We start from the raw sequence: 22,934 nt of genomic DNA on the forward strand, positions 1-22,934 counted from the left end.
CCGCATCACGCAGAACACGGAAGGAGGATGACGTGAGCGGAATGTACGGCGCAGACGTCGAGCAGCTGCGCGCTCTCGCGCGGTCGTTCGACGCCGCAGCCAACAAGCTGGACCACGACCGGATGACGGTGGGCAACGCGATCCGCATCAACGCGTGGGTGGGGCCGGTCGCCGTGCGCTTCCGCGCCGAGTGGGACTCCGCTCACAGCGCCAAGGTGGCCGGTGCCGCGCGACGCTTGCATGCAGCAGCCCAGTCGTTGCGCAAGAACGCCGACGACCAAGAGCGCACGAGCCAGGCGAACGGGGCGAATCCGGGCGGCGGGACGAAGCTGCCTCCGGGAGCGCTGAACCCCGCTGAGATGTTCCGGCCTCTCCTCGCTGGGATCAGGATGGGCGCTCTGGAACCATCGCCCACTCTCGGTTCGCTCTTGGTGTCAGGAGTCGTCGGAACCGTCACTGCCTTTTCCGAGGGCGTGCACGACACGCTCGACAACATGGTCAAGGTCGTCGAGCTGCCCCACGCCGTCGCGGAGTACGGCAATCGGGTGGCGGTCATCTTGGCCTCCGGCAAGGGCGCGGAAGCTGCCGGACACCTCGATGAGGTCATGGCGGCCTCGAGATTCGGGGGCCTCCTGGATGTCGCGGGCAAGACCATCGGGGGAGTCTCGGTCGTCCTCAGCGCCGTGGACACCCTTTCCAAGGCCTCCGCGGGCGACACGGGAGGCGCGATCATCTCGGGCATCAAGACGGGGCTCGGTATCGCCGCGTTCGCACCGCCCCCGGTCGGCCCCATGGCCGCGGCCGCCGGGATCGGCATCACCGTCGGCGAGATGCTGTCGAAGAATCCCGTCGTGACGAAGGCCGTCACCGACGTCGTCGTCGGCGCCGGTGAAGCCATCGGCCGAGGCGTCGGCAACGCCGTCCAAGCGATCAACCGCATCGGCGAAGGCGTCGGAAAAGCCACCGGGAACTTCCTCGAGGGCCTTGGACAAGCGGCGAAGAAATGGTTGCCGTGGTGAACGGCGGAGAAGAGAGCATGAGTATGAGCGAACAGGTTTGGCAAGGATTCGGCTTCGGCGAGATCGGTTACCTGCTGATTCAGGACGACGTGCCTGTCGTCGCGAAAGCACGGGAGATGTTCGACCTGATCGACCAGGCGTACGCCGAAGACGTCGCGATCGCCGCGGTCTCATCCCTGGTGGCTCACCAGCTTCTGGAGATTGGAGAGGACGGACTGCCGCGTCCGCTGGGCGCCGCGGCCGTCCTGGCATACGCCATCGCGGAGGCGACCCGTTGGACGCGGATCGGGTTCTTCTCCGAGGGAGACGAAGCGATCGACGGTGCGGTCCTGCTGCACGCCCCCGAGGTGACGGCGATTCTGCAGCCCCGGCAGGGCGGGGCGTGGCTGATGGTGGTGAAGGCTCCCGAGGTGTCGGATGCGGAGGCGATCTGGGCACTGATCTCCGGCTTCCGCGACGCGCACGAGAAGGCCTCCGTGTTCGTCGAGGTCAGTGATCTGGCCGCTGGAGCCACGCTGTTCGCCGATCATCGGGGGGACGATTCGTGGAACATCGCGCTCGGCGAGTGCGCCCTCTGGCCGGAGCAGCGACGCGACGACGTCGACGGCCCCGTACTGGAGACGCTGCTGCGGACGGCGGTCGAGGACGATCTTTCCGTCGGTTGAGTCTGCGAGATACCCGTTTCGACGACATCCATCCGTAGGCCTGCCCACCCGATAGGAGCATTCATGACCATTTCTCCCCCTGAGCCCGCGCTCGATCAGCCGTACGAGGGCGCACCCTGGGGCGTTGCGCACCGGCGGCTCTGGAAGAAGGGCTTCACCTTCACGGGCCGCGCCAGCCGCTCTGAGTTCTGGCGTGCGTGGGCGCTCACCACGGGTGTCGTCCTGGCGCTGTACCTCGGGTCCATCCTCGTCAGCGTCGCGGGAACGTCCGCCGCCATGAGCGCGGGCAACTACTCGGCCTTCACGACCGTGACGGTGATCGCGGGACTACTCCTGCTGGTGGCCGCGCTGTATGCGCTTGCGATCGTCATCCCCGTGATCGCCCTCACGATTCGCCGTCTCCACGACATCGACAAGTCCGGTGCGTACTACCTGGTCACCTTCATCCCGTTCATCGGTGGGCTCCTCCTGCTCGGCATGCTCGCGCAGCCCGCGCGACCGGAGGGAGCGCGCTTCGACCTGCCGTCTTCCACGCCCACCTCGGGCGCTCCGGCTGCGCCGACGGTCTCGACGTACGGCGAGATCGCGGCGCCGCCCGCATCGACCGCCTCGGCCTCGGCTGTCCCGGTTCCTCCTCCCGCCCCTGCGGCCGGGCCCCTCGCGGTCCCGGTCCCGCCGCCGGCTCCCGTCACGGTGCTCCCCGCCGTCGCGGTGCCGCCGCCGGCATTCGCGCCGGTCGTACCGAGCACGCCCCCTGCCCCGACCTCGCCTGCCGCCGCCGCGGGCACCATGCCCAGCGCGCCGTCGCCGATCTCCGGCATCCCGATCTCCGGCATCCCGGGAATGCCCTCGTCCCTCGCGAGCCCGCCCGCGGCGGTCGAGGGCGACCTCGACTCCACGCGGATCGTCGCTCCGCGTGACACCAGCGGGTGGACGCTCGAGCTTCCCGACGGGCGCCGCCTCGCCGTCGACGGAGCCGTGTCGCTGGGTCGTGACCCGGTGAGCGAGCACGGCGGCATCCTCGTTCCGATCGACGACCCGGCCCGCTCGATGTCGAAGACGCACGCGCGTTTCGACCTCACGGCGGCTGGCATCACGGTCACCGACCTGCACTCCACCAACGGCACCCGCATCGACGGCGGATCCGCCCCGTCGGTGTCGGTCGCCCCGGGAGTCGCCACCGCGGTGCCCGAGGGAGCGACGGTGGTGCTCGGCGAGTACGCCGTGCGTCTGCAGCGCCGCTGATGTCGCCTTCCCGGACGCGGGAGGGGTCCTTCGGCTCGCGACGCGGTGGAGCACAGGGTCGCGTTCGTGCCTGCCGACGGCCCGATTCGGAGCGTGGTAGCGCATCTCTCTTCTCGACGTGGGCGGCGGGATCGCACGGTGACCGCGATGTCGGACCCCTCCGCCACAATCGACATATGAGCGACGCGAGCATCTCCCGAGCGACGGGCTCGCGCCTGCTGAGCATCGGTGAGTTCTCGCGGTACGCCGGCATCAGCGTCCGCATGCTGCGTCATTACGACGAGCGCGGACTGCTGACGCCCGCGTCGGTCGACCCGTTCACCGCATACCGGCGATACACGCCCGATCAGCTGCGCGTGGCGGGGCGCATCCGCACTCTTCGCGACGCGGGCTGCGGCATCGCCCTCATCGCGGAGCTGCTTCCCCTGTTCGCCGCCCCCGAAGCGCTCCGCGAACGGCTGGCCCGGCACGCGGCCTCGCTCGAGGCCGCGGTCGCCGAGCTCGAAGCGCAGAGACGTCTGGCGCTGTCACTCGCCGACGCGCTCGACGCCCCATGGGCAGAGGTCGGCGAGCGCATCTTCCCCGCCGTGCGCACGCTCTGGTTGCGCCGTACGGTGGCCTGCTATCCGGCCGAGGGCGAGCTGTGGGACGACCTCCGCGACCTCCTGGCCCACCCTGACGGCGTCGACCCCGCCCGCTTCGGCGACCTGGTCGGCGCGACGTACTTCGACGAGGAGTTCCGCGACGACGACGTCGAGATGGCGATCTGGCGCGACTACGACGGTCCGTTCACCGCTCGCGACGGGTTCGAGATCGTGGAGCTGCCCGAGCAGCGCGTCGCGTGGACCACCCACCGTGGTGACTTCGACACGATCTCGAATGCGACCGAGACGCTCGGGGCCTGGATCGCCGAGCGGGGTCTCACCCGGACGGGAGCCCCCTTCAACGTCTACGTCGTCGGACCCGGGCGCGAGCACGACCCGGCGAAGTGGATCACCGAGGTCAACGTGCCGATCGCTTGACCCTCTCACGGTGGCAGGTCCCACTCTCGAAACAGAGGGCGGACGGACCGCCCGGGACGAGAAAGGCCAGGCCCATGAGCGACACGAACACGGTGAACTACTTCGAGATCGGCACCACCGACCCCGAGGCGGCTCGTGCCTTCTACGGGGAGGTGTTCGGTTGGGCGTTCGGCGCCGCGAACCCCGGCGGCTACGCCACTGTCAACGAGAACGCGGGCGGGTTGTGGGATAGCTCCGACATCGGCGGCGGGTCGTGGGCCGTGTTCTACGTGGAGGTCGCCGACATCCACGCCACGCTCGCACACGCGACCGCTGCCGGTGCGGATACCGTGCGCCCGCTCGTCGACAACGGCGTGATCCTCTTCGCCCACCTCGCCGATCCGGCGGGCAACCGTTTCGGGGTCTGGCAGCGCAAGGTCGCCGCCTGACACGGCTCGGACGGGCGCCCCACGGCGCCCTCCGGTGAGTGTCCAGAACACCCGGACGTCTCGCGAATCCGTCCGGGTGTTTTGGACACTCGGCGTTCCGGCGTTCCGGCGTTCCGGCGTTCCGGCGTTCCGGCGTGACCCCGCGGCCGACGCCCGGCACGTACGGCCGCCGTCAACGCGCCGCGCCCCGACTACTCGGTCAGCGCGGAACCGGCGACCCGCCCGCCCTCCAGCCGCACCTCGCGGTCGACCAGCCCCTCCGGCACCTCGACGTGCGACACGAGCACCACCGCCTGATCGCGTCCGACCGCACCGAGCAGGTCGGTGAGCAGGGCATCGGATGCCGCGGGGTCGACGCCCGCGGTCGGCTCGTCGAGCACGAGCACCGGGAAACCCCGCAGGAGTGCCCGCGCGAGGGCGAGGCGCTGTGCCTGGCCGCCCGAGACGAGCACGCCCCGGTCGCCGACGGGGGTGTCGAGGCCGCCGCGCTCGGCCACCCACAGGTCGAGACCCACGCGGGCGAGCGCGTTCCAGAGGTCGGCGTCGGTCGCGTCGTCGCGCGCGAAGAGCAGGTTCTGCCGCACCGACTCGTCGAAGAGGTACGGCGACTGCTCGACCAGGCCGACCGTGCGGCGCACATCGTCGCCGGAGAGCTCGCGGGCTTCGGCGCCACCGATCGTGTACGAACCGCGATAGTCCAGAAAGCGCGCGAGCACGTGCGCGAGCGTCGTCTTGCCGGCGCCGCTGGGCCCGGTGACGAGCACCCGCTCGCCCGGGGCGACGCACAATTCGACGTCGTCGAGGCGCCCCGCGTCGCCGTCGGCGTCGCTGCGCGCGGGCCAGTGCGCACCGACGCCGCGCAGCACGAGTCCCGTACCGAGCGCCGGAGCGATGCCGCTCGGTGCGGGCTCGTCGTGCGGAAGGCCGTCGGGCACACGCTCGGGCACGGTCTCGGCGATGCGTTCGGCCGCCGCGCGTACCTGGCGCCACGAGGCCAGGGCGAGCGGCACCGGCCCGAACACCTCGAAGACGGCCATCGGCAGCAGGACGACGACGGCGAGACCTGGACCCGACAGCGCCTCGCCGGTGACCCCGGGCGCGGCGACGACGAGGGCTCCGAGCGAGGCGGCTCCCGCGAGCACCGACACGGCGGCCGAGGTGAGCCCCTGCGCCCCGCCACGGCGGACGACGGCCCGACGCAGCGCCCGATCGGCCTCACGGATGCGCACGGTCGCGGCATCCACTGCGCCGTAGGCGGTCAGCACGTCGAGGTTCGTCAGCAGGTCGTGCATCGCGTCGGCGACGGCGGCGCGCAGCGGGGCGATCGAGCGCTCCGCCCGCGCACCCGCCGCCCACCCGACCGCCACCGCGACGGCGAACGCGACGGCGAGGCATCCCAGCAGCACGAGTGCGGCCGACCACGAGACGAAGGCCGTGAACACGACCGCGGCGAGCGAGGTCACCGCCGCGACCGACAGTGGCAGCACGACCCGCAGCGGCAGGTTCTGCAGCTCTTCGACGTCGTCGACGACGCCCGAGAGCAGCCCACCGCGGCGCGACCGGCCCAAGCCGTCGGGGGCGAGGGGCACGATGTCGCGCACCAGTTCGGCGCGCACGCCGGCGAGCTGATGCAGGGCGGCGTCGTGTCCGCTGAGGCGTTCGAGGTAGCGGAACACCCCGCGCGACAACGCGAACGCCCGCACGCCCACCACGGCGACCGACAGGTACATCACGAGCGGCTGCTCGGCCGCCCGCGCGATGAGCCACGCACTCGCCCCGAGTAGCGCGATCGCGCTCGCCGCGGTGCCGAGGCCCGACAGCACGGCGGGTGCGAACCGACGACGCGACGGCATCGCCGCGCGCAGGATGCCGCGTACCCGGGCGTTCATGCGGTCACCCGCTCGGGGGCCCGCGCGTCGCCGGGAGTCGTCGCCGCCTCGCGCGGGTGCAGCTCGACCACGCGGTCGGCGATCGCACGCGCCGACCGGCGGTGCGAGACCAGCAGCACGCCGCGGCCGGCGTCGGCTTCGCGGCGCAGGGTGGCCCACAGGTGCGCCTCGGTATCGGCATCCAGGGCGCTCGAGGGCTCGTCGAGCACGAGCACCGGCACCCCCGTCACCCGCGCGCGGTACAGCGCCCGCGCGACGGCGACGCGCTGCGCCTGCCCGCCCGAGAGCCCCGAGCCACCGGCGCCGAGCGGGGTCGCCGGGTCGATGTCACCGGCGCCGGCGTCGGCGAGGGCGGTGACGATCCGGGCTGCGTTGGCCTCAGACCCCAGTGAGACGTTCTCGGCGACCGTGCCCGCCACGAGCCCCGGCCGCTGGCCCGCCCATGCCACCGACGTTCGTGCGTCCGCAACGATCGCGTCGTCGATCCGCACTGAACCCTCGTATGAGGCGTACCCGAGCAGTGCGGCGACGAGCGACGACTTGCCCACTCCGCTGGGCCCGGTGATGAGCGCCACCTCGCCCGGCGTGACCGTCAGCGACACCGCCGGCAGGGCGTGCCCCTCGCGGTGCACCCGCACGCCGTCGAGTGTCAGAACCGATCCGAGCACCGGGGAGGCGGCATTCGGAACCTCCGCTGACCGCGCCGCGTCGAGCGCGTCGAAGATCTCGTCCGTCGCCGCCACGCCCTCTGACGCGGCGTGGAACTGCACGCCCACCTGGCGCAGTGGCAGGTACGCCTCGGGTGCGAGCAGCAGCACGAACAGCCCGACGAGCAGCGACAGGTCGCCCGCGAGCAGGCGGAACCCGATCGTCACGGCGACGATCGCGACCGAGATGGAGGCCAGGAACTCCAGCGCGAAGCCCGAGAGGAACGACACGCGCAGCACCGTCATCGTCTCGCGCTTGTAGTCGTGCGTGATCGTCTCGATCGAGTCGGCGGCCCGGTGCTGTCGTCCGAACGCCTTCAGAGTGCCCAGACCCTCGACGGTGTCGGCGAAGCGCGCGGCGAGTCGCCCGAGTGTGGCGTACTGCCTCTGCTGCACGCCGCGGGTGGCGAGACCGATCAGCACCATGAACACGGGGATGAGCGGGATCGTCAGCGCGACGATCAGACCCGACAGCGGGTCGGCGAGGGCGATGGTGCCGATGAGGAGGGGCATCGTGATCGCCGTCGCGACCAGCTGCGGCAGGTACCGGCCGAAGTATGCGTCGAGTGCTTCGAGACCGTGGCCGGCGGTCAGCGCGAGCGCGGCGGTATTGCGGCCGTTCAGCCACCGCGGTCCGAGACGGGTCACCGCCGTCACCAGCGCCGCGCGCAGCTGCAGCGACGCGGCCGCGGCACCCCGTGCCGACACACGCTCCGACGCCGCGATCAGCAGACCGCGCAGCAGAACGAGGGATGCCGCGATGCCGACCGTGCCCCACAGCTCGCCGAGCGGCCGACCCTGGATCGCCCCGACCAGCGCGCTCGTGAGCGCCCACGCGAACCCGACGGTCACGCCGGTCTGCGCCAGCACGATCGCGGCCGTGATCGCGAAGAAGCTCCGCGAGGCGGTGGCGTAGCGGACGAGCCGCGGGTCGACGGGTTTCATGGCTCAGTGCGCGACGAGCGCCGCCTTCTCGATGCGGGCGCGGGTGACGCGCTTGCGGAACACCCAGTACGTCCACCCCTGGTACGCCAGGATCAACGGCAGGAAGATCAGCGCCGCCCAGCTCATGATCGTCAGCGTGTACGGCGTGCTCGACGCGTTCTCGATCGTGAGACTCGACCCCCCGGCGAGGGTCGAGGGCATCACGTTCGGGAACAGCGCGAAGAACAGTGCCGCGACGGCGGCGACGATCGTGATCGCGCCGAGGGTGAAGGCGGTGCCCTCGCGGTCGCGGGCGTTGGCGACCCACGAGCCGATCAGCGCGAGGGCGGCGGCACCCGACAGACCCACCACACCGAGGAACAGCGGTGCGTCAGCGGCATCCATCATCGTCCACACGAGGAACAGCGCGGCCAGCACGATCGTCACGAGCCCCACCCGGCCGGCCAAGCGCCGGGCGTCTGCGCGCACCTGCCCGTCGGTCTTGAGCGCGACGAAGTACAGCCCGTGCACGAAGAACAGCGCGAGCGTCGTGAGCCCGCCCAAGATGCCGTAGGGGTTCAGCAGCGTCAGCACGGAGCCGACGTACTCGTGGTCGGCATCCAGGGGCACCCCCTGCACGATGTTGGCGAAGGCGACGCCCCAGAGGAAGGCGGGGACCGCGGAGCCGAAGAAGATCATGCGGTCGAACGACCGCTTCCACCGGAGAGAGTCGCGCTGGTGCCGGTACTCGAACGACACGCCGCGGGCGATGAGGGCGATGAGGATCGCCAGCAGCGGCAGGTAGAACCCGCTGAACAGCGTCGCGTACCACTCCGGGAACGACGCGAACAGCGCGGCGCCGGCGACGATGACCCACGTCTCGTTGAGGTCCCACACGGGGCCGATGGTGTTGATGATCTGCCGGCGGGCGATGTCGTCCTTGCCGAGGAAGGGGATCGACATGCCGACGCCGAAGTCGAACCCGTCGAGCACGAAGTAGCCGACGAAGAGGAAGGCGACGATCCAGAACCAGAGGTGCGCGAGATCCATTTTGTGTCCCTGTGTGCTCAGTAGACCGTGGTCGGGGTGTTCTCGATGGCGTCGTCGTGGACGGCATCCGGATCAGGCAGCGGGTCGGGACCCTTCTGCGCGAACTTCTTGATGAGTCCGAACTCCACGACGGCGAGGGTGGCGTACACGAGGGTGAAGGCTATGAGCGAGATGAGCACGCTCCAGCCGGGCACGCTGGGGGAGACGCCGTCCTGCGTGAGCATGAGACCGAAGACGATCCAGGGCTGACGGCCCATCTCGGTGAAGACCCAGCCGACCAGGCTCGCGAGCATCGGGAGCGGTGCAGCCCAGATCGCGACGCGCCACATCCAGGGCGCCACCGGACGGGTCGCCTTCTTGCGCGTGACCCACAGGCCCACGACGCTCACCAGCGCCGCGATGCCGCCGAGCGCGATCATCCAGCGGAACGCCCAGTACGTCACCCACAGCACCGGGGCGAAGTTGCCGTCGACCTGGTCGGCGAACTGGGGGAACATCTGCTGGCTGTAGAGGGTGTTCAGGTCGTTGATGCCCTCGACGCAGCCGTCGAGCGAGTGCGTCGACAGGATGCTGAGCAGGAACGGCACGCGGATCGAGAACAGCTCGCTCGTGCCGTCGGGGGTGCCCAGCGTGAAGATCGAGAACGAGGCATCCTGACCGCACACCGTGTTGAAGGTCGCCTCGGCGGCGGCCATCTTCATGGGCTGGGTCGCGACCATGACGAGACTCAACTGGTCGCCGGCGATCGCGACGAGGATGAACGACACCAGCGTGGACCACAGACCGAAGCGGAGCGTCTTGCGCATCATCTCGATGTTGCGGCCCCGCGCCAGGTGCCAGGCCGAGATGGCCACGACGATCATGGCCGCGAACATCCAGCCCGCGAAGATCGTGTGCGGGAAGGCCGCGAGGGCGACCGGGTTGGTCAGCAGCGCCCAGAAGTCGACGAGTTCGGCGCGGTGACCTTCGGCCGACATCTGGTAGCCGACCGGGTTCTGCATGAAGGCGTTCGCCGCGATGATGAAGTACGCCGACAGAGTGGCGCCGATGGATGCCATCCAGATGCTCGCGAGGTGGGCCAGGCGTGGGAGCTTGTCCCAGCCGAAGATCCACAGGCCGATGAAGGTCGCCTCGAGGAAGAAGGCGAGCAGCCCCTCGAAGGCGAGCGGAGCGCCGAACACGTCGCCCACGAAACGCGAGTACGCCGACCAGTTCATGCCGAACTGGAACTCCTGCACGATGCCCGTCACCACGCCCATGGTGAAGTTGATGAGGAAGATCTTCCCGAAGAAGCGCGTGATGTGCAGCCACCGCACGTCGCCCGTGCGATACCAGACCGTCTGGAACACGGCCACGATCAGCGACATGCCGAGGGTGAGGGGCACGAAGAGGAAGTGGTACAGGGTCGTCAACCCGAACTGCCAGCGGGCGAGAGCCAGGGGGTCGAGCCACTCCATCTGGAGCCTCCGATCGAACCGTATTGTGTGGTCAGACCACATGGTACGCGCGCCCCCACGGCGCCGTGCGGCGATGATTCGGCGTCGAACCATATACTGAGGAAGTCATTTTCCCGCCGCCAGGAGGCCGCCATGTCCGTGCGTCAGAGCCTGCTCGCGATCCTCGATCGCGGTGCCTGCTACGGCTCGCAGCTGCGCGCGGAGTACCAGCGGCGCACGGGTGCCTCCGTCAACGTCGGCCAGGTGTACACGACCCTCGAACGCCTCGAGCGCGACGGGCTCGTCGTGGGCCGCGGTGTCGACGATGAGGGGCGCGTGTTGTGGGGCGTCACCGACGCCGGGCGCGCCGAGACGCGAGCCTGGATGACGTCGCCGTTGCTCGCCGAGGGGCGCGACGAGGTGGCGTTGAAGATCGCGCTCGCCGTCACCCTTCCCGGAGCCGACGTGCCCGCCATCCTGGCCGCCCAGCGCGAGGCCGCGCGGCAGGCGTTGGCGGCTCCCGTCGGCGGGGTCGAGGGGGCGGATGCCGTGTCGACGGCCATCGTCGCCGCGGCGCGCCGTGCGCGGCTCGAGGCCGATCTGCGATGGCTCGACGAGGTGGAGCGTGTGGCGCGCGACGCCGTGGCGTTCGGGCTCTCGGCCGAGCGGCCCCGGCGCGGCCGCCCCGCGCGCACCGCCGGTTGAAGCGCGAGTACCGTCGTTCGGGGCTTTCGTCAAGCCTGGAGCGCTTCTTCGGTGCGTGGCGCACTCTGTGATCACCCCGGACGATCAAGGAGTCGCACATGGTCATGGAAGCCCCGCCCGGCAGCTCCGGATCGAAGAAGGCGGCGCGGCGTGCCGACGCGCAGACCACCGCCGCGGCTCCGATCGTTGCCCCCGCCCCCGTCTCGGCCGTTCCGGCGCCTGCCGCCACCTTCACCGAGATCCCGTGGACGCGGATCGACCTCGATCTCTACGAGGTGGCACGCGACGGGTACATCGTCGGGTACGTCGAGGTGGTCGGCGCCGTGTTCGTCGCGCTCGGCGGCACGCGGTACGACCGTTCGGTCGAGCTCTCGCAGCACCTGACCTTCCACGCCGCCGTCGACGCGCTGTTGCGTCGCTCGGTCTGACGTTGCGTCGACTCGCTCAGCGCACGAGCGTGTAGCCCGCTTCGTCGATCGCCGCCGCGAGACGGGCGTCGTCGGCCCCGTCGGTCGTGGCGATCCGCACGATCGATGTGCCGCCCGCGTGGAGCTCGACGTCGACGACATCGACGCCGTCGAGGGCCGACAACTCCTCGGTGACCGCGCGGACGCAGTGCTCGCACGTCATGCCCTCGACGCGGAGCGTGTCGGTGGCGATCGCAGCCGACGCGGGGGTGGATGCCGCGTGCCCGCAGCCGCAGCCCGAGCCGCATCCGCCCGTGCCGGTCGAGGTGAGTCCGAGGTCGATGCGCTGTTCGGTCATGATGTCTCCTTCGTGCGACGCGCTGGTGCGCTGGGATCGAGCGGGGTGTGCGGTCACGAGCGCACCAGGCGGGCGATCGCCTGGTTGGCCTCGCGGAGCTTTTCTTCGGCGACGGGTCCACCCTGCGCCGCGGCCTCGGCGACGCAGTGCGACAGGTGGTCGTCGAGCAAGGACAGGGCGACGTTCTCGAGCGCCTTCGTCACCGCCGACACCTGGGTGAGGATGTCGATGCAGTACTGGTCGTCGTCGACCATGCGCGCGATGCCGCGCACCTGTCCCTCGGCGCGGCGGAGGCGTTTGAGCAACTCGTCTTTGTGTCCCACGTACCCGTGCATACCCATCATGATACCCCCGTGGGGTATGCATAGCACGGGTCGCGCACCTGTCAACCCCCTCGGCTCGTGTGCGGGCATGGCGCATCGTCGAGGAATCAGGAGGTCGACATGTTCTCACGTCGCACCGGTGGTGGTCAGCGATGACCGCCGACCCCTTCCCCACCGGCCCCCATCGTCCCGTGCGTATCCCGCACCTGCCCCCGCTGCGCTCCCAGCGGCGAGAATCGAAGGATGACGCGCACACTGGCGGCACTCCCGGGCGCCGCTCGGAGGCTGTGTCTCAGCCGAAGAAACGGCGAGATCTGCACCCGTGAGACCGGCCATCGCGGCCTGCACCACCGCCGCGGCGGCCGGCTGCTGTGGAGTGACCTGCAGGCCGACCCGCCGCAGTGCCCGGGGGTGGGAGCTCCCGCGCAGCCCGCGGCGACGTTGCCGGACGGCTACCCGGGCGGCCGCGCCCTCTGCCCCGTGTGCTGGGCCTTCGTGATCCCCGTCGACGGGGCCCTGGCGCCGCACGACACGTGGCGCGGTGACGACTCCCGCGCCGAGGCGGACCGTCGGCGCGACTGGTTCAACGCCTTCGGGTGGTGACGACGGCAGTGCGCCCGTCGACCACCTCGACGGTGTCGTCCAGCGCGTCGGCGTGCACGAGGTCGTGCGTGACGAGCAGTGTCGCGGTGCCGCGCTCGCGCGTGAGGCGCGCGATGAGGGCCATGATCTCCGCCCCGCGGGCGGTGTCGAGAGCGCTCGTCGGCTCATCGACGAGCAGCACGCGCGGCGCGTGCACGAGCGCCCGGGCGATCGCCACGCGCTGCCGCTGACCGCCCGACAGCTGAGCGGGGCGGCGATCGCCGTGGGCGCCGAGTCCGACGGCATCCAGGAGCCCCTCCACCCGCTCGCGGATCGCCGCCCGGCGCTCCCGCCGGCCGCGCCCGCCCAGCTCGGCCATCACGCGCAGCTGTTCGCGCGCGGTGAGGGCGGGCAGCAGTTGCGGCTGCTGGAACACGATGCCGATGCGCTCGCGGCGCAGCGCCGTGCACTCGGCCGTACGCAGACCGGTGACGTCCACACCGTCGACGATGACCCGGCCCGAGTCGGGGCGCACGAGGGTCGCGGCGAGGGCGAGCAGACTGGATTTTCCCGAGCCCGAGGGCCCGGTGATGCCCGTCACTCTGCCCCGTCCCGCCTCCAGCGTGACGTGGTCGACCGCGGTGACACGCGCGTCGCCGTCGGGGTAGGTCAGAGTGACGTCGTCGAGAAGGATCATCGTGTGCTCCCGAGTGCGGTGAGGGGGTCGGATGCCGTGACGATGCGCAGCGACACGGCGGCGCCCAGCACGCCCAGCGCGATCATCACGAGGGCGGGCGCGAGGGTGGTGAGCGGGCTCAGCACGAAGGGCAGCGCGCCATCCGCCAGGGCGCCGAGCCCGGCGGTCAGGGCGATGCCCACCCCGACGCCGGCGGCGAGCACGACCAGCGCTTGACCGAGCGCGTCGCGCAGCAGCGCGGGCGTGCTCGCCCCGAGCGCCTTGAGCACGGCGACATCCCCGGCGCGCTGCATCGTCCAGACGGTGAAGAACGCCCCCACCACGAGCGCCGACACCGCGAAGAGCATCGCGATCATCAGCGCCAGCGAGCCGATCTCCGAGCGGAACGTGGGCAGCGCCGTCAGGCTCGACAGGGGAGTGGATGCCGTGGTGCCGGTCTCGGTGGCCACGGCGCTCCAGTCGGCGTCGCCCGACACCGCCAGGACCGTCGGCAGCCCCGCCCCGCCCAGCCGCCGGTCGATCCCGGCCCACGCCGACGCGGTCATCGACACGACGGGCGTGTGGCTGTACCACGCGTCGCCGCCGACGCCCGCGACGCGGTAGCGCGACCCGGCGATCGTCACGTCGTCGCCCGCCGCGGCGCCCAGCGCCGTCGCCGCTCCGGCAGACAGCGTCACCTCGTCGTCGCGCGGTGGAGCGCTCGCCGTGTCCGCCCCGAAGAGCGCGACGCCACCCCCGCTGCCGGGGCCCTCGGCGCGGGTCTGGGCGATGCCGACCGGGGTGACCGCGCGCACGCCGTCGGCGCTGCGCCACGCCGCGACCGTCGCGTCGTCGATGCGCGAGTCGGCGAAGGTCGCCGTCGCGCCGCCCACCGGCTGCAGCACGAGCGTGTCGCCGGGCAGCGCCAACACGGCCGAGACGTTCTGCGCGGCGAGACCGCCGGTGAGACCCGACAGGAATCCCACGAGCAGGGTGATGAGCGCGACGACCGCTCCGATGAGGGCGAACCGCCCGCGGGCGAACCGCAGATCGCGCCATGCGACGTACACGTCGCCTCCTTCCGCCGGCGGACCTCACCGGCATCCCCTACCCTTCCCGGCACCCGGCGGCGGGTCATCGGCGGGGCGGGCGAACTCCTTTTCCACATTTCGGATGATCCGCCGGTCGCCCGGCATCCGTAGCCTGGACCTCGACATGCCGCATCGCACCCTCGCTCCCGTCTTCGCGGGCCTGCGTGCAGGACTCCACGCCCTCTTCGGCGGCCTGCTCGCCCTCGTCGTCGTGCGCGTGCTGCTGACCGGGGGATCGGCGACCGCCCTCGTGCTGGCGGGGTTGCTGGCAGTCGCGTATCTCGCGGGACTCTGGCTCGCCCGCGGCGGGCGCTCGCGCGCGGGCGTCGTGTGGCTGGCGGCGCTGACGCTCGTGTGGGCCCTGCTGATGTGGGCCGTGCCCGAGGCGGCGTACCTCGTGTTCCCGCTGTTCTTCCTGTACCTGCACCTGCTGCCCGGAATCGGCGGCCCGCTCGCCGTCGTGGGCACGACGGCGGTGACCGTCGTCGCCCTCGCCGTGCACGGCGGGCTCACCGTGGGCGGCGTCGTCGGCCCCGTGGTCGGTGCCGGCGTCGCGCTGCTGATCGGTCTGGGGTACTCCGCGCTCGAGCGCCGCGCCGTCGAGCGCGAGGCGCTCATGGCCGAGCTCATCGCGACCCGTGACCGGCTGGCCGCCGCCGAGCGCGAGCAGGGCACGCTCGCCGAACGCGCGCGCCTCGCGCGCGAGCTGCACGACACGGTCGCCCAGGGGCTGTCGAGCATCCAGATGCTGCTGCACGCGGCGGAGCGGGCCGATCCCGAGGGACCCGGTGTCGCGCACGTGCGCCTCGCCCGGCAGACGGCGGCCGACGGCCTCGCCGAGACCCGGCGCTTCATCCGCGAGCTCGCCCCGCCCAGCCTCGACCGCGGGCTCGGCGAGGCGCTCGAGCGCCTCGCCGCCACGTGGAGCGCGAGGGAGGGCATCGGCGTCGACGTGCACGTGGATGCCGCGGTGTCGCTGCCGATGGACGCGCAGACGGCTCTGCTGCGCATCGCCCAGGGGGCTCTCGCCAACGTCGCGCAGCACGCGAGCGCGACCCGCGTCACCGTCCGCCTGAGCGGCGACGGCGATGCCGCGCGTCTCACGATGGTCGACGACGGCGTCGGGTTCGACGCGCGCGCCGCGGCCGCCGTGGCATCGGCCACCGACTCCTTCGGATTGCGCGCGATGCGTGAGCGTGTCGAGCAGCTCGACGGCGACATCGTCGTCGACACCGCCCCCGGCGCCGGCACCGCGATCACCGTCACCCTCACGGGGGAGGCCCCGTGATCCGCGTCGTCATCGCCGACGACCACCCGGTCGTGCGCGCCGGGGTGCGGGCGCTCCTCGATGCCGAGTCCGACATCGACGTGGTGGGCGAGGCCGCGACCCCCGACGAGGCCGTCGCCCTCGCCGAGCAACGGTCTCCCGAGCTCGTGCTCATGGACCTGCAGTTCGGCGAGCGTGCGGCCGGAGCCGCGGCGACGCGGCGCATCCGGGCGCTGGCCGCACCGCCCTACGTGCTCGTGCTCACCAACTACGACACCGACGGCGACATCCTCGGCGCCGTCGAGGCGGGCGCGAGCGGCTACCTCCTCAAAGACGCCCCTCCCCACGAGCTGCTCGCGGGCGTCCGCGCCGCCGCCGCGGGGCAGAGCGCCCTCGCCCCCGCGATCGCGGGACGGCTGCTGGCGCGTCTGCGCGAGCCCCGTGTCACGCTCTCGGGGCGCGAGATCGAGGTCTTGCGTCTCGTCGCGCGCGGCGCGTCGAACGCCGACGTCGCCGCGCGCCTGCACATCACCGACGCCACGGTGAAGTCGCACCTGGCCCACGTCTTCTCCAAGCTCGGCGTCTCGTCGCGCACCGCCGCCGTCTCGGCCGCCCGGGCTCTCGGCATCCTGCGCTGACGGGTCCCGCCGCGTGGAGGGCACGTACGATGGGCGACATGATCCGGGTGCGCGTGGTCGGTGTCGCCCTCGACCCGGCCCAGCAGCACGTCATCCTGTTGAAACCCGTCGACACCTCCGTCAGCGGCGACCTGGTGCTGCCGGTGTGGATCGGCGGGCAGGAGGCGATGTCGATCCTCGTCGCGATCGAGGGCACGGGCAGCCCCCGCCCGCTCGCTCACGACCTGACGACGGCGATGCTGGGCGAACTGTCGGCATCCGTCGAGCGCGTCGAGGTGACGCATCTCGACGCGGGAACGTTCCACGCTCGCGTGCACCTGGACACCCCCGCCGGTCCGCGGATCTTCGACGCCCGCCCCTCCGACGCGATCGCGCTCGCCGCGCGCTCCGGCGGGTCGATCTGGGTGGCCGAGGCCGTTTTCGATGAGGCCGGGGTGCCCGACGAGGCGGTGGAGATCGAGGCTCCCGCCGACGACGACCGGGTCGAGGAGTTCCGCCGCTTCCTCGACGACGTCGATCCCGACGACTTCCTGAGCTGACGCGTCGACTCGACCGCCCCCGGCGCTTCTAGACTCGCGGGGAGGGCCGCCGCAGCGGCCGCGATCCACGATGAACGGGGAACCAATGCAACTCGCCATGGTCGGGCTCGGACGAATGGGCGCCAACATCGTCCGCAGGCTCATGAAAGACGGTCACGACTGCGTCGTCTTCGACGTGAACCAGGATGCTGTCGCCACGCTCGTCGCCGAGGGAGCGACCGGTGCCACGAGCATCGCCGACCTCGCGTCGAAGCTCACCAAGCCCCGCGCGGTCTGGCTGATGATCCCGGCGGGGCTCACCGGCTCGGTTGTCGATCAGGTCGCCGAGGTGTTCGAACCCGGTGACATCATCATCGACGGCGGAAACTCGAACTACCGCGACGATGTCCGTCGCGCGGCGAAACTGAACGACTCCGGCATCCACTACGTCGACGTGGGCACCAGCGGCGGCGTGTTCGGGCTCGAGCGCGGGTACTGCCTCATGGTGGGCGGTCACGACGAGGCCGTCGCGCACCTGGAGCCCGTGCTGCGCACGATCGCCCCGGGGCCCGGCGACGTCGAGCGCACGCCCGGTCGCACGGGCGACTACTCCACCGAAGAGCGCGGCTACCTGCACTGCGGTCCCTCCGGTGCCGGACACTTCGTGAAGATGGTGCACAACGGCATCGAGTACGGCATCATGGCCGCGCTCGCCGAGGGGCTCAACGTCTTGCACAACGCCGACGCGGGGCTGCGCCAGGGCGAGCACTCCGCCGAGGTCGCCCCGCTGGAGGAGCCCGAGTTCTACCAGTTCGACATCGACACGGCTCGCGTGACCGAGCTCTGGCGTCGAGGCTCCGTCATCTCGTCGTGGCTGCTCGACTTGACCGCCGCCGCGCTCGCGCAGAACCCCACGCTCGACGGCCTGGCGGGCCGCGTCTCGGACTCGGGCGAGGGACGCTGGACCGTCAAGGCGGCGGTCGACACCGGCGTTCCGGTCCCCGTGCTGGCCGCGTCGCTGTTCGAGCGTTTCGCGTCGCGCGGCGAAGATCACTTCGCCAACCAGATTCTCTCGGCGATGCGTCTGCAGTTCGGCGGGCACCAGGAGCTGCCGTCCGGTGACGTGCTCGAAGCCGGCCAGAAGAAGGCCGAGAGCGGCGGGGAATGAGCGCTCGCGTGCGGATCAGCGCGTCAGGGTGATCTGACAGATGTGCAGGCCCTCGCCGTCGGTCCAGACATCGATGGCGGGGGCGACGCACGGTGCGCTCTCGGCGGTGAGCAGCTGCACCGCGTGCTCCTCGTACAGCGCGTAGGGGCCGATCGTGCCGCGCACGGCAGCCGAGGTGCCCGCGGGGAGGGCCCCCGTGGTTCCGAGATCGTTCATGAGCGCGGCGCTGTCGGCCTCGGTGTAGTGGTTCGCGCCGTCGATGTCGCGACAGTTGGCGGTGCCGCCGACGCCGATCGGGAATCCGTCGCCCAGGCAGTAGCCGCCCAGCGGGACGTCGGGGAGGGAGCCGTTCTCGGTGCGGTACTTCTCGAAGATCTCCTGCCAGTGCACGAGCCGATCGGTGGCCTCGGCGTTCGGGTCGGACTGCTGGGTCGAGAGGAACCAGGCCAGGAAGGTGAGCGCGCTGATCACGAGCAGCCCGCCGACGGCGAGAGCGATGATCGCCGCGGGGTGCAGACGGGTGCGGGACGACGTGGGGGAAGACATGGCGACGGACTTTCTCGAGGGGCGCTGCGGCGCCGGTCGGCGCCGAAAGAGACACGACGGCCACAGGCTGTCATGCCGCGCGCCGCGCGCCGCGTCCCGCCTGCGCGATCATCCCGGTGCGCGCCACCAGGTTCATTCGGTGCTTCACCCGTGGCGTACTCGAGGGGACGTTCGGGAGAGACTAGAGGGATGAGCAGTACCGGCCCCTCCGCGTCCTCCGATCGCTACGTCGTCGCCACCGACGGCGCCTGCAAGGGCAATCCCGGGCCGGCCGGGTGGGCGTGGGTCGGAGAAGACGGCCACTGGGCCGCAGGATCGATCCCCGAGGGGACGAACAACATCGGTGAGCTCCTGGGGCTCCTGCACGCCATCACCGACCACGCCGACGTGCGAAAGCTCGTCGTGCAGGCCGACTCGAAGTACGCCATCGACACGTACTCGTCGTGGATGGACGGGCATCGTCGCCGCGGGTGGGTGACGAGCGCGAAGAAACCGGTCGCCAATCGCGGCATCCTCGAGGCGCTGATCGCCGCGCGCGATGCGCGACGGGCGGCGGGCCTGCCCGACGTCGTGCTCGAGCACGTGCGCGGGCACAGTGGGCACGTGCTCAATTCGTGGGCCGACGAGCGCGCCGTCCGCGCCTCGCAGCACGCCGCCAAGGGTGAGGAGCTGATCTGGACCTCGTTGCGCGGGCTGGATCGTCTCGAGGTGTCGACCGCGCCCCCTCGGTCGGCGGCGGATCGCAACGGTCGCTGAGGCGGCCGCGCGGGTTTCACAGCCACCCCACGTAGGCGCACCCTCGGTGCGTACTGCGCAACAGTCGCGTACGCTGAGATCATTCGTCACCTGAGGAGGGCGCATGAGCAGTCCGGAGCTCGCCGACGACATCGCCGGTGCCGCGGGAGGAACGGTCCAGTCCGTCGACCGTGCCATCCAGATCCTCGAGATGCTCTCAGACGCCTCCTCTCTCGGGGTGAGTGAGATTTCCCGCCGTCTCGGCGTGCACCGTTCGACGGCGTTCCGGTTGCTCGCGACCCTCGAGGCCCGCAACCTCGTCGAGCAAGAGGAACGCCGCGGCGAGTACCAACTCGGCTTCGGCGTGCTTCGGCTGGCGGGGCACATCACCGCGCGCATGGATATCGTGAAAGACGCGCAGCAGATCTGTGACGAGCTCACTGCCGAGCTGAACGAGACCAGCAATGTCGCGATCCTCGACAACGGCGCGGCCGTGAACGTCACGCAGGCGACCGGCACGCGTCTCGTATCGGTGACCCGGCAATACGTGGGCCAGCGCACGCCTCTGCATGCCACATCGACCGGCAAGGTGCTGCTCGCCTCCGCCGATGCCGACGTCGTGCGCCAGGCGGTGACGCAGTCGCTGGATCGGTGCACCGAGAACACCATCACCTCGCCCGCCGCCCTCGAAGAACACCTCGAGCTCGTGCGTGACCGAGGGTGGGCTGCCGCGGTGGAGGAGTGGGAGTACGACACCAACGCCCTCGCCGTTCCGGTGCGGGGTCAGGACGGATCGGTGGCGGCCGCGCTGAGCATCACGGCGCCGAGCTTCCGGATGCCGGAGTCGTCGTTCCCGGATTTCGTCGAGGTGCTCAAGCGTCACGCGCGGCAACTCGGGGCTCGTCTCGGCGCGGCGGTCTGAGCTCTCCGCGGGCTCACGACGCCGCGATATGTCGCGGATGTTTCCGTCGAGAGAAGAATCGCGGCCGAGGTGTGTGCTGCGTTGACACCGCGACACCGGTGGACCGATGATCATCGTGCTGCGCGTAATGCGCAACATGTCGCGCGATACGCGCGACAGTCCCCTGCACCGATGCATCGCGGTCCCGCGGACCGCGCGCACCTTCGCCGAAGGATCACGAGATGCCCGCAACCATCGTCCGCGCCCAGGACAATGTGACCACTCGTCGCCTGATCGCCGAGCGCAAGCCCGGCCACAGTCTGCCGGCGCCGTTCTACACCAGCGATGAGATCTTCGACCTCGATCTCGACGCGATCTTCGGTCAGCACTGGATCTTCGTCGCCTCCGAGGCCGAGATCCGCGAGCCGGGCGACTACGTGACGGTGGAGTTCGGCAAGACCTCCCTCCTCGTCATCCGTGACGACGACGAGAACGTCCAGGTGCTGCACAACGTGTGCCGCCACCGTGGCGCGCGCATCCTCACCCCGGGCTCCGGCTCCGTCGGCAACCTGGTCTGCGGCTACCACCAGTGGACGTACAAGCCCGACGGCACGCTCATCTGGGCGGCATCCGCGGCCGACGACTTCGACACCAGCTGCCACAACCTGCGCAAGGTGACGTTCCGCTCGATCGCGGGGCTCATCTACGTCAACCTCTCGGACGAGCCGAACGACGACATCGACGAGGTGGCATCCCTCGTCGAGCCGTACTTCGAACAGCACCAGCTGAAGCGTGCCAAGGTCGCCAAGCAGATCGACCTCATCGAGCTCGGCAACTGGAAGCTGACGATGGAGAACAACCGGGAGTGCTACCACTGCGACATGCACCCCGAGCTCGGCTGCACGTACTTCATCACGTGGGGTTACCCGGAGGATGCCATTCCGCCGCACCTGCAGGAGACCCACGAGCGCTACCTGTCGGCCGAGGCCGAGCTCGAGCACAAGTGCGTCGAGCGCGGGCTCGCCTACAAGGGCATCGAGCAGCTGGACACCCGCACGATGGGCTTCCGCGTGCAGCGCGAAGCGCTCGACGGCGAGGGCGAGTCGTACAGCATGACCGGCGCCAAGCTCGTGAACAAGCTCCTCGGCGACTTCGACGACGCCAAGCTCGGGCGCCTCTCGATGCACACGCAGCCGAACTTCTGGTGCCACTTCATGGCCGATCACGCCATCACCTTCGCCGTGCTGCCCATCGCCCCCGGCCGCACGCTCGTGCGAACCACGTGGCTCGTCCACGAGGACGCCGTCGAGGGCGTCGACTACAACGTCGACGACCTGACCTACGTGTGGCGCGAGACCAACGCGCAGGATGCCGCGTTCGTCGAGCTCGCGCAGCGCGGCGTCACCGACCCGGCGTACATCCCCGGGCCGTACGTGCCGAGCGAGTACCAGGTCGACGCCTTCTGCAACTGGTACATCGACAAGCTCAACGTGCACCTGGACGCCGAGGGCGCCGCGTGAGCACGGTCTTCGCGCCGGGCGCGCTGCTGCACGATCACGACCGCTGGGACGACGACCCCTCCCCCCGGATGCTGCGCTGCTCGCGGATCGTCGCGCGCACCCCGCACATCTCGACGTTCGAGTTCGTCTCGGATGACCGGCGGGCGCTGCCCCGCGCGGCCGGCCAGTACGTCACGGTGAGTGCGGACATCGACGGTGAGCGCGTGAGCCGCTGCTACACCGTCAGCTCGCCGCCCACGCGCCCGTACTCGGTGCAGCTGACGGTCAAGCGCGAGGCCGACGGCGTGTTCTCGCGCTGGCTGCACGACACCCTGCAGGTCGGCGACCGCCTCGAGCTGAGCGGTCCGGCGGGGGAGTTCTCCACCGCGTTCCACCCCTCGGAGCGCGTGCTGCTGTTGGCCGCGGGCGTGGGCATCACGCCCATGATCGCGGTGCTCGAGGCCCTGCACGACCTCGGCGACGGCACCGACGCGGTGCTGCTGCACAATTCGCACGACCCTTCCTCCGTCGTCTTCGAGCGTGAGCTCTCGGCGCTTGCTGAGCGCAACGACACGATCCGGGTGGTCCAGGCCGTGTCAGTCGATCCGGCCGGTACGTGGGCGGGCCCGGTCGGGCGCTTGGATGCCGAGATGCTCACGCAGCACGTGCCCGACCTCACCACGCGCGAGGTGTTCGTGTGCGGCCCCGACGCGTACATGCAGCACGCCGTCGCGCTGCTGGAGGAGCTCGGCGTCCCGGTCGAACGCATCCACGTCGAGTCCTTCGTCCTCGCCGAGATCGCCCCGCCCGAGGTCAACGACACCGCGGGGGCGCCCGGCCACACCGTGAGCTTCGCGCGCAGCGGCAAGAGCGTCGTCATCGCCGAGGGCGAGACCGTTCTGCAGGCGGCCAAGCAGGTCGGCATCCGGATCATGACGTCGTGCCAGAACGGGCTGTGCGGCACGTGCAAGATCGTCAAGATCGCGGGCGAGGTCGACATCGCGCACAACGGCGGTATCCGCCAACGCGAGATCGACGCCGGCAAGATCCTCGCGTGCTGCTCGCGGCCGAAGGGGCCGGTGGAGGTCGACGTTTGAGGGACGCCTGCCGCGAGTCGACCGCCTTCTCTGTGGTG

The 22,934-nt window shown here is 70.8% G+C and carries 25 protein-coding genes; 16 read left to right on the forward strand and 9 right to left on the reverse strand.

From position 1 onward, the window contains the following. The first annotated feature begins 32 nt into the window (after nt 1-32). The 5 genes from QE412_RS16395 (at nt 33) to QE412_RS16415 (ending at nt 4,379) form a co-directional block, all read left to right on the forward strand. Complete coding sequence (locus QE412_RS16395; protein WP_307486398.1) at nt 33-1,019, forward strand: WXG100 family type VII secretion target; 987 nt, start codon at nt 33-35, stop codon at nt 1,017-1,019. 23 nt (nt 1,020-1,042) lie between these two features. Continuing rightward, nucleotides 1,043-1,684: a hypothetical protein gene (locus QE412_RS16400; protein WP_307486401.1), complete on the forward strand. Its 642-nt coding sequence runs from the start codon at nt 1,043-1,045 to the stop codon at nt 1,682-1,684. 63 nt (nt 1,685-1,747) lie between these two features. Further along, entirely contained in the window at nt 1,748-2,929 is a 1,182-nt protein-coding gene (locus tag QE412_RS16405) for a DUF805 domain-containing protein (protein WP_307486403.1), read from the forward strand. Between the two features lie 176 nt (nt 2,930-3,105). Further along, nucleotides 3,106-3,951 carry a MerR family transcriptional regulator gene (locus QE412_RS16410; protein WP_307486406.1) on the forward strand — a complete coding sequence of 282 codons (846 nt, stop codon included), beginning with the start codon at nt 3,106-3,108 and terminating at the stop codon, nt 3,949-3,951. Between the two features lie 74 nt (nt 3,952-4,025). Next, nucleotides 4,026-4,379, forward strand: coding sequence for a VOC family protein (locus QE412_RS16415; RefSeq protein WP_307486409.1), 354 nt, complete (start codon nt 4,026-4,028; stop codon nt 4,377-4,379). 191 nt (nt 4,380-4,570) lie between these two features. Here the strand turns inward: QE412_RS16415 and cydC are convergent, their stop codons facing one another. Genes cydC through QE412_RS16435 form a run of 4 tightly spaced genes read right to left on the reverse strand, consistent with a single transcriptional unit; the run spans nt 4,571 to nt 10,406 of the window. Further along, entirely contained in the window at nt 4,571-6,268 is a 1,698-nt protein-coding gene (cydC, locus tag QE412_RS16420; RefSeq protein WP_307486411.1) for a thiol reductant ABC exporter subunit CydC, read from the reverse strand. Beyond that, nucleotides 6,265-7,920 (reverse strand): thiol reductant ABC exporter subunit CydD, encoded by a 1,656-nt coding sequence (cydD, locus tag QE412_RS16425; protein WP_307486415.1) that lies wholly within the window; start codon nt 7,918-7,920, stop codon nt 6,265-6,267. Before cydD ends, cydC begins: the two co-directional genes overlap by 4 nt. A 3-nt stretch (nt 7,921-7,923) precedes the next feature. Further along, nucleotides 7,924-8,949 carry a cytochrome d ubiquinol oxidase subunit II gene (gene cydB, locus QE412_RS16430; protein WP_307486418.1) on the reverse strand — a complete coding sequence of 342 codons (1,026 nt, stop codon included), beginning with the start codon at nt 8,947-8,949 and terminating at the stop codon, nt 7,924-7,926. Nucleotides 8,950-8,966: 17 nt separating this feature from the next. Further along, nucleotides 8,967-10,406 (reverse strand): cytochrome ubiquinol oxidase subunit I, encoded by a 1,440-nt coding sequence (locus QE412_RS16435; RefSeq protein ID WP_307486421.1) that lies wholly within the window; start codon nt 10,404-10,406, stop codon nt 8,967-8,969. Between the two features lie 132 nt (nt 10,407-10,538). Here QE412_RS16435 and QE412_RS16440 point away from each other — a divergent pair, with 132 nt between their 5' ends. Next, complete coding sequence (locus tag QE412_RS16440; protein WP_307486423.1) at nt 10,539-11,090, forward strand: PadR family transcriptional regulator; 552 nt, start codon at nt 10,539-10,541, stop codon at nt 11,088-11,090. Nucleotides 11,091-11,188: 98 nt separating this feature from the next. Next, nucleotides 11,189-11,518 carry a hypothetical protein gene (locus tag QE412_RS16445; protein WP_307486425.1) on the forward strand — a complete coding sequence of 110 codons (330 nt, stop codon included), beginning with the start codon at nt 11,189-11,191 and terminating at the stop codon, nt 11,516-11,518. 16 nt (nt 11,519-11,534) lie between these two features. Here the strand turns inward: QE412_RS16445 and QE412_RS16450 are convergent, their stop codons facing one another. Then, on the reverse strand, nt 11,535-11,855 hold the full coding sequence (locus QE412_RS16450) for a heavy-metal-associated domain-containing protein (RefSeq protein WP_307486427.1): 321 nt from the start codon (nt 11,853-11,855) through the stop codon (nt 11,535-11,537). Between the two features lie 53 nt (nt 11,856-11,908). Beyond that, nucleotides 11,909-12,190 carry a metal-sensitive transcriptional regulator gene (locus tag QE412_RS16455; protein ID WP_307486431.1) on the reverse strand — a complete coding sequence of 94 codons (282 nt, stop codon included), beginning with the start codon at nt 12,188-12,190 and terminating at the stop codon, nt 11,909-11,911. Nucleotides 12,191-12,421: 231 nt separating this feature from the next. Here QE412_RS16455 and QE412_RS16460 point away from each other — a divergent pair, with 231 nt between their 5' ends. Next, on the forward strand, nt 12,422-12,781 hold the full coding sequence (locus QE412_RS16460; protein ID WP_307486434.1) for a hypothetical protein: 360 nt from the start codon (nt 12,422-12,424) through the stop codon (nt 12,779-12,781). Here QE412_RS16460 and QE412_RS16465 read toward each other — a convergent pair. Both QE412_RS16465 and QE412_RS16470 read right to left on the reverse strand, forming a co-directional pair. Further along, on the reverse strand, nt 12,762-13,457 hold the full coding sequence (locus QE412_RS16465; protein WP_307486437.1) for an ABC transporter ATP-binding protein: 696 nt from the start codon (nt 13,455-13,457) through the stop codon (nt 12,762-12,764). The genes QE412_RS16460 and QE412_RS16465 overlap by 20 nt on opposite strands. Then, the gene (locus QE412_RS16470) at nt 13,454-14,506 is read right to left on the reverse strand and encodes an ABC transporter permease (RefSeq protein WP_307486438.1); all 1,053 of its coding nucleotides are present in this window, start codon (nt 14,504-14,506) and stop codon (nt 13,454-13,456) included. The genes QE412_RS16465 and QE412_RS16470 overlap by 4 nt, the downstream gene beginning before the upstream one ends. Nucleotides 14,507-14,651: 145 nt before the next feature. On the opposite strand from QE412_RS16470, the gene QE412_RS16475 reads away from it, so the two are divergent. The 4 genes from QE412_RS16475 (at nt 14,652) to gnd (ending at nt 18,118) form a co-directional block, all read left to right on the forward strand. Beyond that, nucleotides 14,652-15,815, forward strand: coding sequence for a sensor histidine kinase (locus QE412_RS16475; RefSeq protein WP_307486442.1), 1,164 nt, complete (start codon nt 14,652-14,654; stop codon nt 15,813-15,815). Further along, nucleotides 15,812-16,432 (forward strand): response regulator, encoded by a 621-nt coding sequence (locus QE412_RS16480; RefSeq protein ID WP_307486445.1) that lies wholly within the window; start codon nt 15,812-15,814, stop codon nt 16,430-16,432. Before QE412_RS16475 ends, QE412_RS16480 begins: the two co-directional genes overlap by 4 nt. A 38-nt stretch (nt 16,433-16,470) precedes the next feature. Continuing rightward, on the forward strand, nt 16,471-16,971 hold the full coding sequence (locus QE412_RS16485; protein ID WP_307486448.1) for a bifunctional nuclease family protein: 501 nt from the start codon (nt 16,471-16,473) through the stop codon (nt 16,969-16,971). A gap of 85 nt (nt 16,972-17,056) precedes the next feature. Continuing rightward, on the forward strand, nt 17,057-18,118 hold the full coding sequence (gnd, locus tag QE412_RS16490; RefSeq protein WP_307486451.1) for a phosphogluconate dehydrogenase (NAD(+)-dependent, decarboxylating): 1,062 nt from the start codon (nt 17,057-17,059) through the stop codon (nt 18,116-18,118). A gap of 15 nt (nt 18,119-18,133) precedes the next feature. Here gnd and QE412_RS16495 read toward each other — a convergent pair whose 3' ends face one another. After that, entirely contained in the window at nt 18,134-18,664 is a 531-nt protein-coding gene (locus QE412_RS16495) for a hypothetical protein (protein WP_307486453.1), read from the reverse strand. A 189-nt stretch (nt 18,665-18,853) separates the two neighbouring features. On the opposite strand from QE412_RS16495, the gene QE412_RS16500 reads away from it, so the two are divergent. The 4 genes from QE412_RS16500 (at nt 18,854) to QE412_RS16515 (ending at nt 22,896) form a co-directional block, all read left to right on the forward strand. Then, nucleotides 18,854-19,420: a ribonuclease H family protein gene (locus tag QE412_RS16500; protein WP_307486456.1), complete on the forward strand. Its 567-nt coding sequence runs from the start codon at nt 18,854-18,856 to the stop codon at nt 19,418-19,420. A gap of 103 nt (nt 19,421-19,523) precedes the next feature. Next, a complete protein-coding gene (locus QE412_RS16505; RefSeq protein ID WP_307486458.1) occupies nt 19,524-20,321 on the forward strand; it encodes an IclR family transcriptional regulator in 798 nt (265 codons plus the stop codon). 221 nt (nt 20,322-20,542) lie between these two features. Beyond that, nucleotides 20,543-21,820: an aromatic ring-hydroxylating oxygenase subunit alpha gene (locus QE412_RS16510; protein ID WP_307486461.1), complete on the forward strand. Its 1,278-nt coding sequence runs from the start codon at nt 20,543-20,545 to the stop codon at nt 21,818-21,820. Next, a complete protein-coding gene (locus QE412_RS16515) occupies nt 21,817-22,896 on the forward strand; it encodes a hybrid-cluster NAD(P)-dependent oxidoreductase (RefSeq protein WP_307486464.1) in 1,080 nt (359 codons plus the stop codon). Before QE412_RS16510 ends, QE412_RS16515 begins: the two co-directional genes overlap by 4 nt. Nucleotides 22,897-22,934 lie beyond the last annotated feature (38 nt).

Origin of the sequence: Microbacterium trichothecenolyticum (assembly GCF_030818955.1) — a bacterium.
GTDB classification, from domain to species: domain Bacteria; phylum Actinomycetota; class Actinomycetes; order Actinomycetales; family Microbacteriaceae; genus Microbacterium; species Microbacterium trichothecenolyticum_B.

What these genes read in the sequence shown, in the direction of transcription:
- QE412_RS16505 (WP_307486458.1), top strand. Translation starts at nt 19,524, where the DNA reads ATGAGCAGTCCGGAGCTCGCCGACGACATCGCCGGTGCCGCGGGAGGA.
- QE412_RS16440 (WP_307486423.1), top strand. Translation starts at nt 10,539, where the DNA reads ATGTCCGTGCGTCAGAGCCTGCTCGCGATCCTCGATCGCGGTGCCTGC.
- gnd (WP_307486451.1), top strand. Translation starts at nt 17,057, where the DNA reads ATGCAACTCGCCATGGTCGGGCTCGGACGAATGGGCGCCAACATCGTC.
- QE412_RS16410 (WP_307486406.1), top strand. Translation starts at nt 3,106, where the DNA reads ATGAGCGACGCGAGCATCTCCCGAGCGACGGGCTCGCGCCTGCTGAGC.
- QE412_RS16495 (WP_307486453.1), bottom strand. Translation starts at nt 18,664, where the DNA reads ATGTCTTCCCCCACGTCGTCCCGCACCCGTCTGCACCCCGCGGCGATC.
- cydB (WP_307486418.1), bottom strand. Translation starts at nt 8,949, where the DNA reads ATGGATCTCGCGCACCTCTGGTTCTGGATCGTCGCCTTCCTCTTCGTC.
- QE412_RS16400 (WP_307486401.1), top strand. Translation starts at nt 1,043, where the DNA reads ATGAGCGAACAGGTTTGGCAAGGATTCGGCTTCGGCGAGATCGGTTAC.
- QE412_RS16475 (WP_307486442.1), top strand. Translation starts at nt 14,652, where the DNA reads ATGCCGCATCGCACCCTCGCTCCCGTCTTCGCGGGCCTGCGTGCAGGA.
- QE412_RS16455 (WP_307486431.1), bottom strand. Translation starts at nt 12,190, where the DNA reads ATGCACGGGTACGTGGGACACAAAGACGAGTTGCTCAAACGCCTCCGC.
- QE412_RS16415 (WP_307486409.1), top strand. Translation starts at nt 4,026, where the DNA reads ATGAGCGACACGAACACGGTGAACTACTTCGAGATCGGCACCACCGAC.
- QE412_RS16510 (WP_307486461.1), top strand. Translation starts at nt 20,543, where the DNA reads ATGCCCGCAACCATCGTCCGCGCCCAGGACAATGTGACCACTCGTCGC.
- QE412_RS16450 (WP_307486427.1), bottom strand. Translation starts at nt 11,855, where the DNA reads ATGACCGAACAGCGCATCGACCTCGGACTCACCTCGACCGGCACGGGC.
- cydD (WP_307486415.1), bottom strand. Translation starts at nt 7,920, where the DNA reads ATGAAACCCGTCGACCCGCGGCTCGTCCGCTACGCCACCGCCTCGCGG.
- cydC (WP_307486411.1), bottom strand. Translation starts at nt 6,268, where the DNA reads ATGAACGCCCGGGTACGCGGCATCCTGCGCGCGGCGATGCCGTCGCGT.
- QE412_RS16465 (WP_307486437.1), bottom strand. Translation starts at nt 13,457, where the DNA reads ATGATCCTTCTCGACGACGTCACTCTGACCTACCCCGACGGCGACGCG.
- QE412_RS16435 (WP_307486421.1), bottom strand. Translation starts at nt 10,406, where the DNA reads ATGGAGTGGCTCGACCCCCTGGCTCTCGCCCGCTGGCAGTTCGGGTTG.
- QE412_RS16500 (WP_307486456.1), top strand. Translation starts at nt 18,854, where the DNA reads ATGAGCAGTACCGGCCCCTCCGCGTCCTCCGATCGCTACGTCGTCGCC.
- QE412_RS16445 (WP_307486425.1), top strand. Translation starts at nt 11,189, where the DNA reads ATGGTCATGGAAGCCCCGCCCGGCAGCTCCGGATCGAAGAAGGCGGCG.
- QE412_RS16485 (WP_307486448.1), top strand. Translation starts at nt 16,471, where the DNA reads ATGATCCGGGTGCGCGTGGTCGGTGTCGCCCTCGACCCGGCCCAGCAG.
- QE412_RS16460 (WP_307486434.1), top strand. Translation starts at nt 12,422, where the DNA reads ATGACGCGCACACTGGCGGCACTCCCGGGCGCCGCTCGGAGGCTGTGT.
- QE412_RS16405 (WP_307486403.1), top strand. Translation starts at nt 1,748, where the DNA reads ATGACCATTTCTCCCCCTGAGCCCGCGCTCGATCAGCCGTACGAGGGC.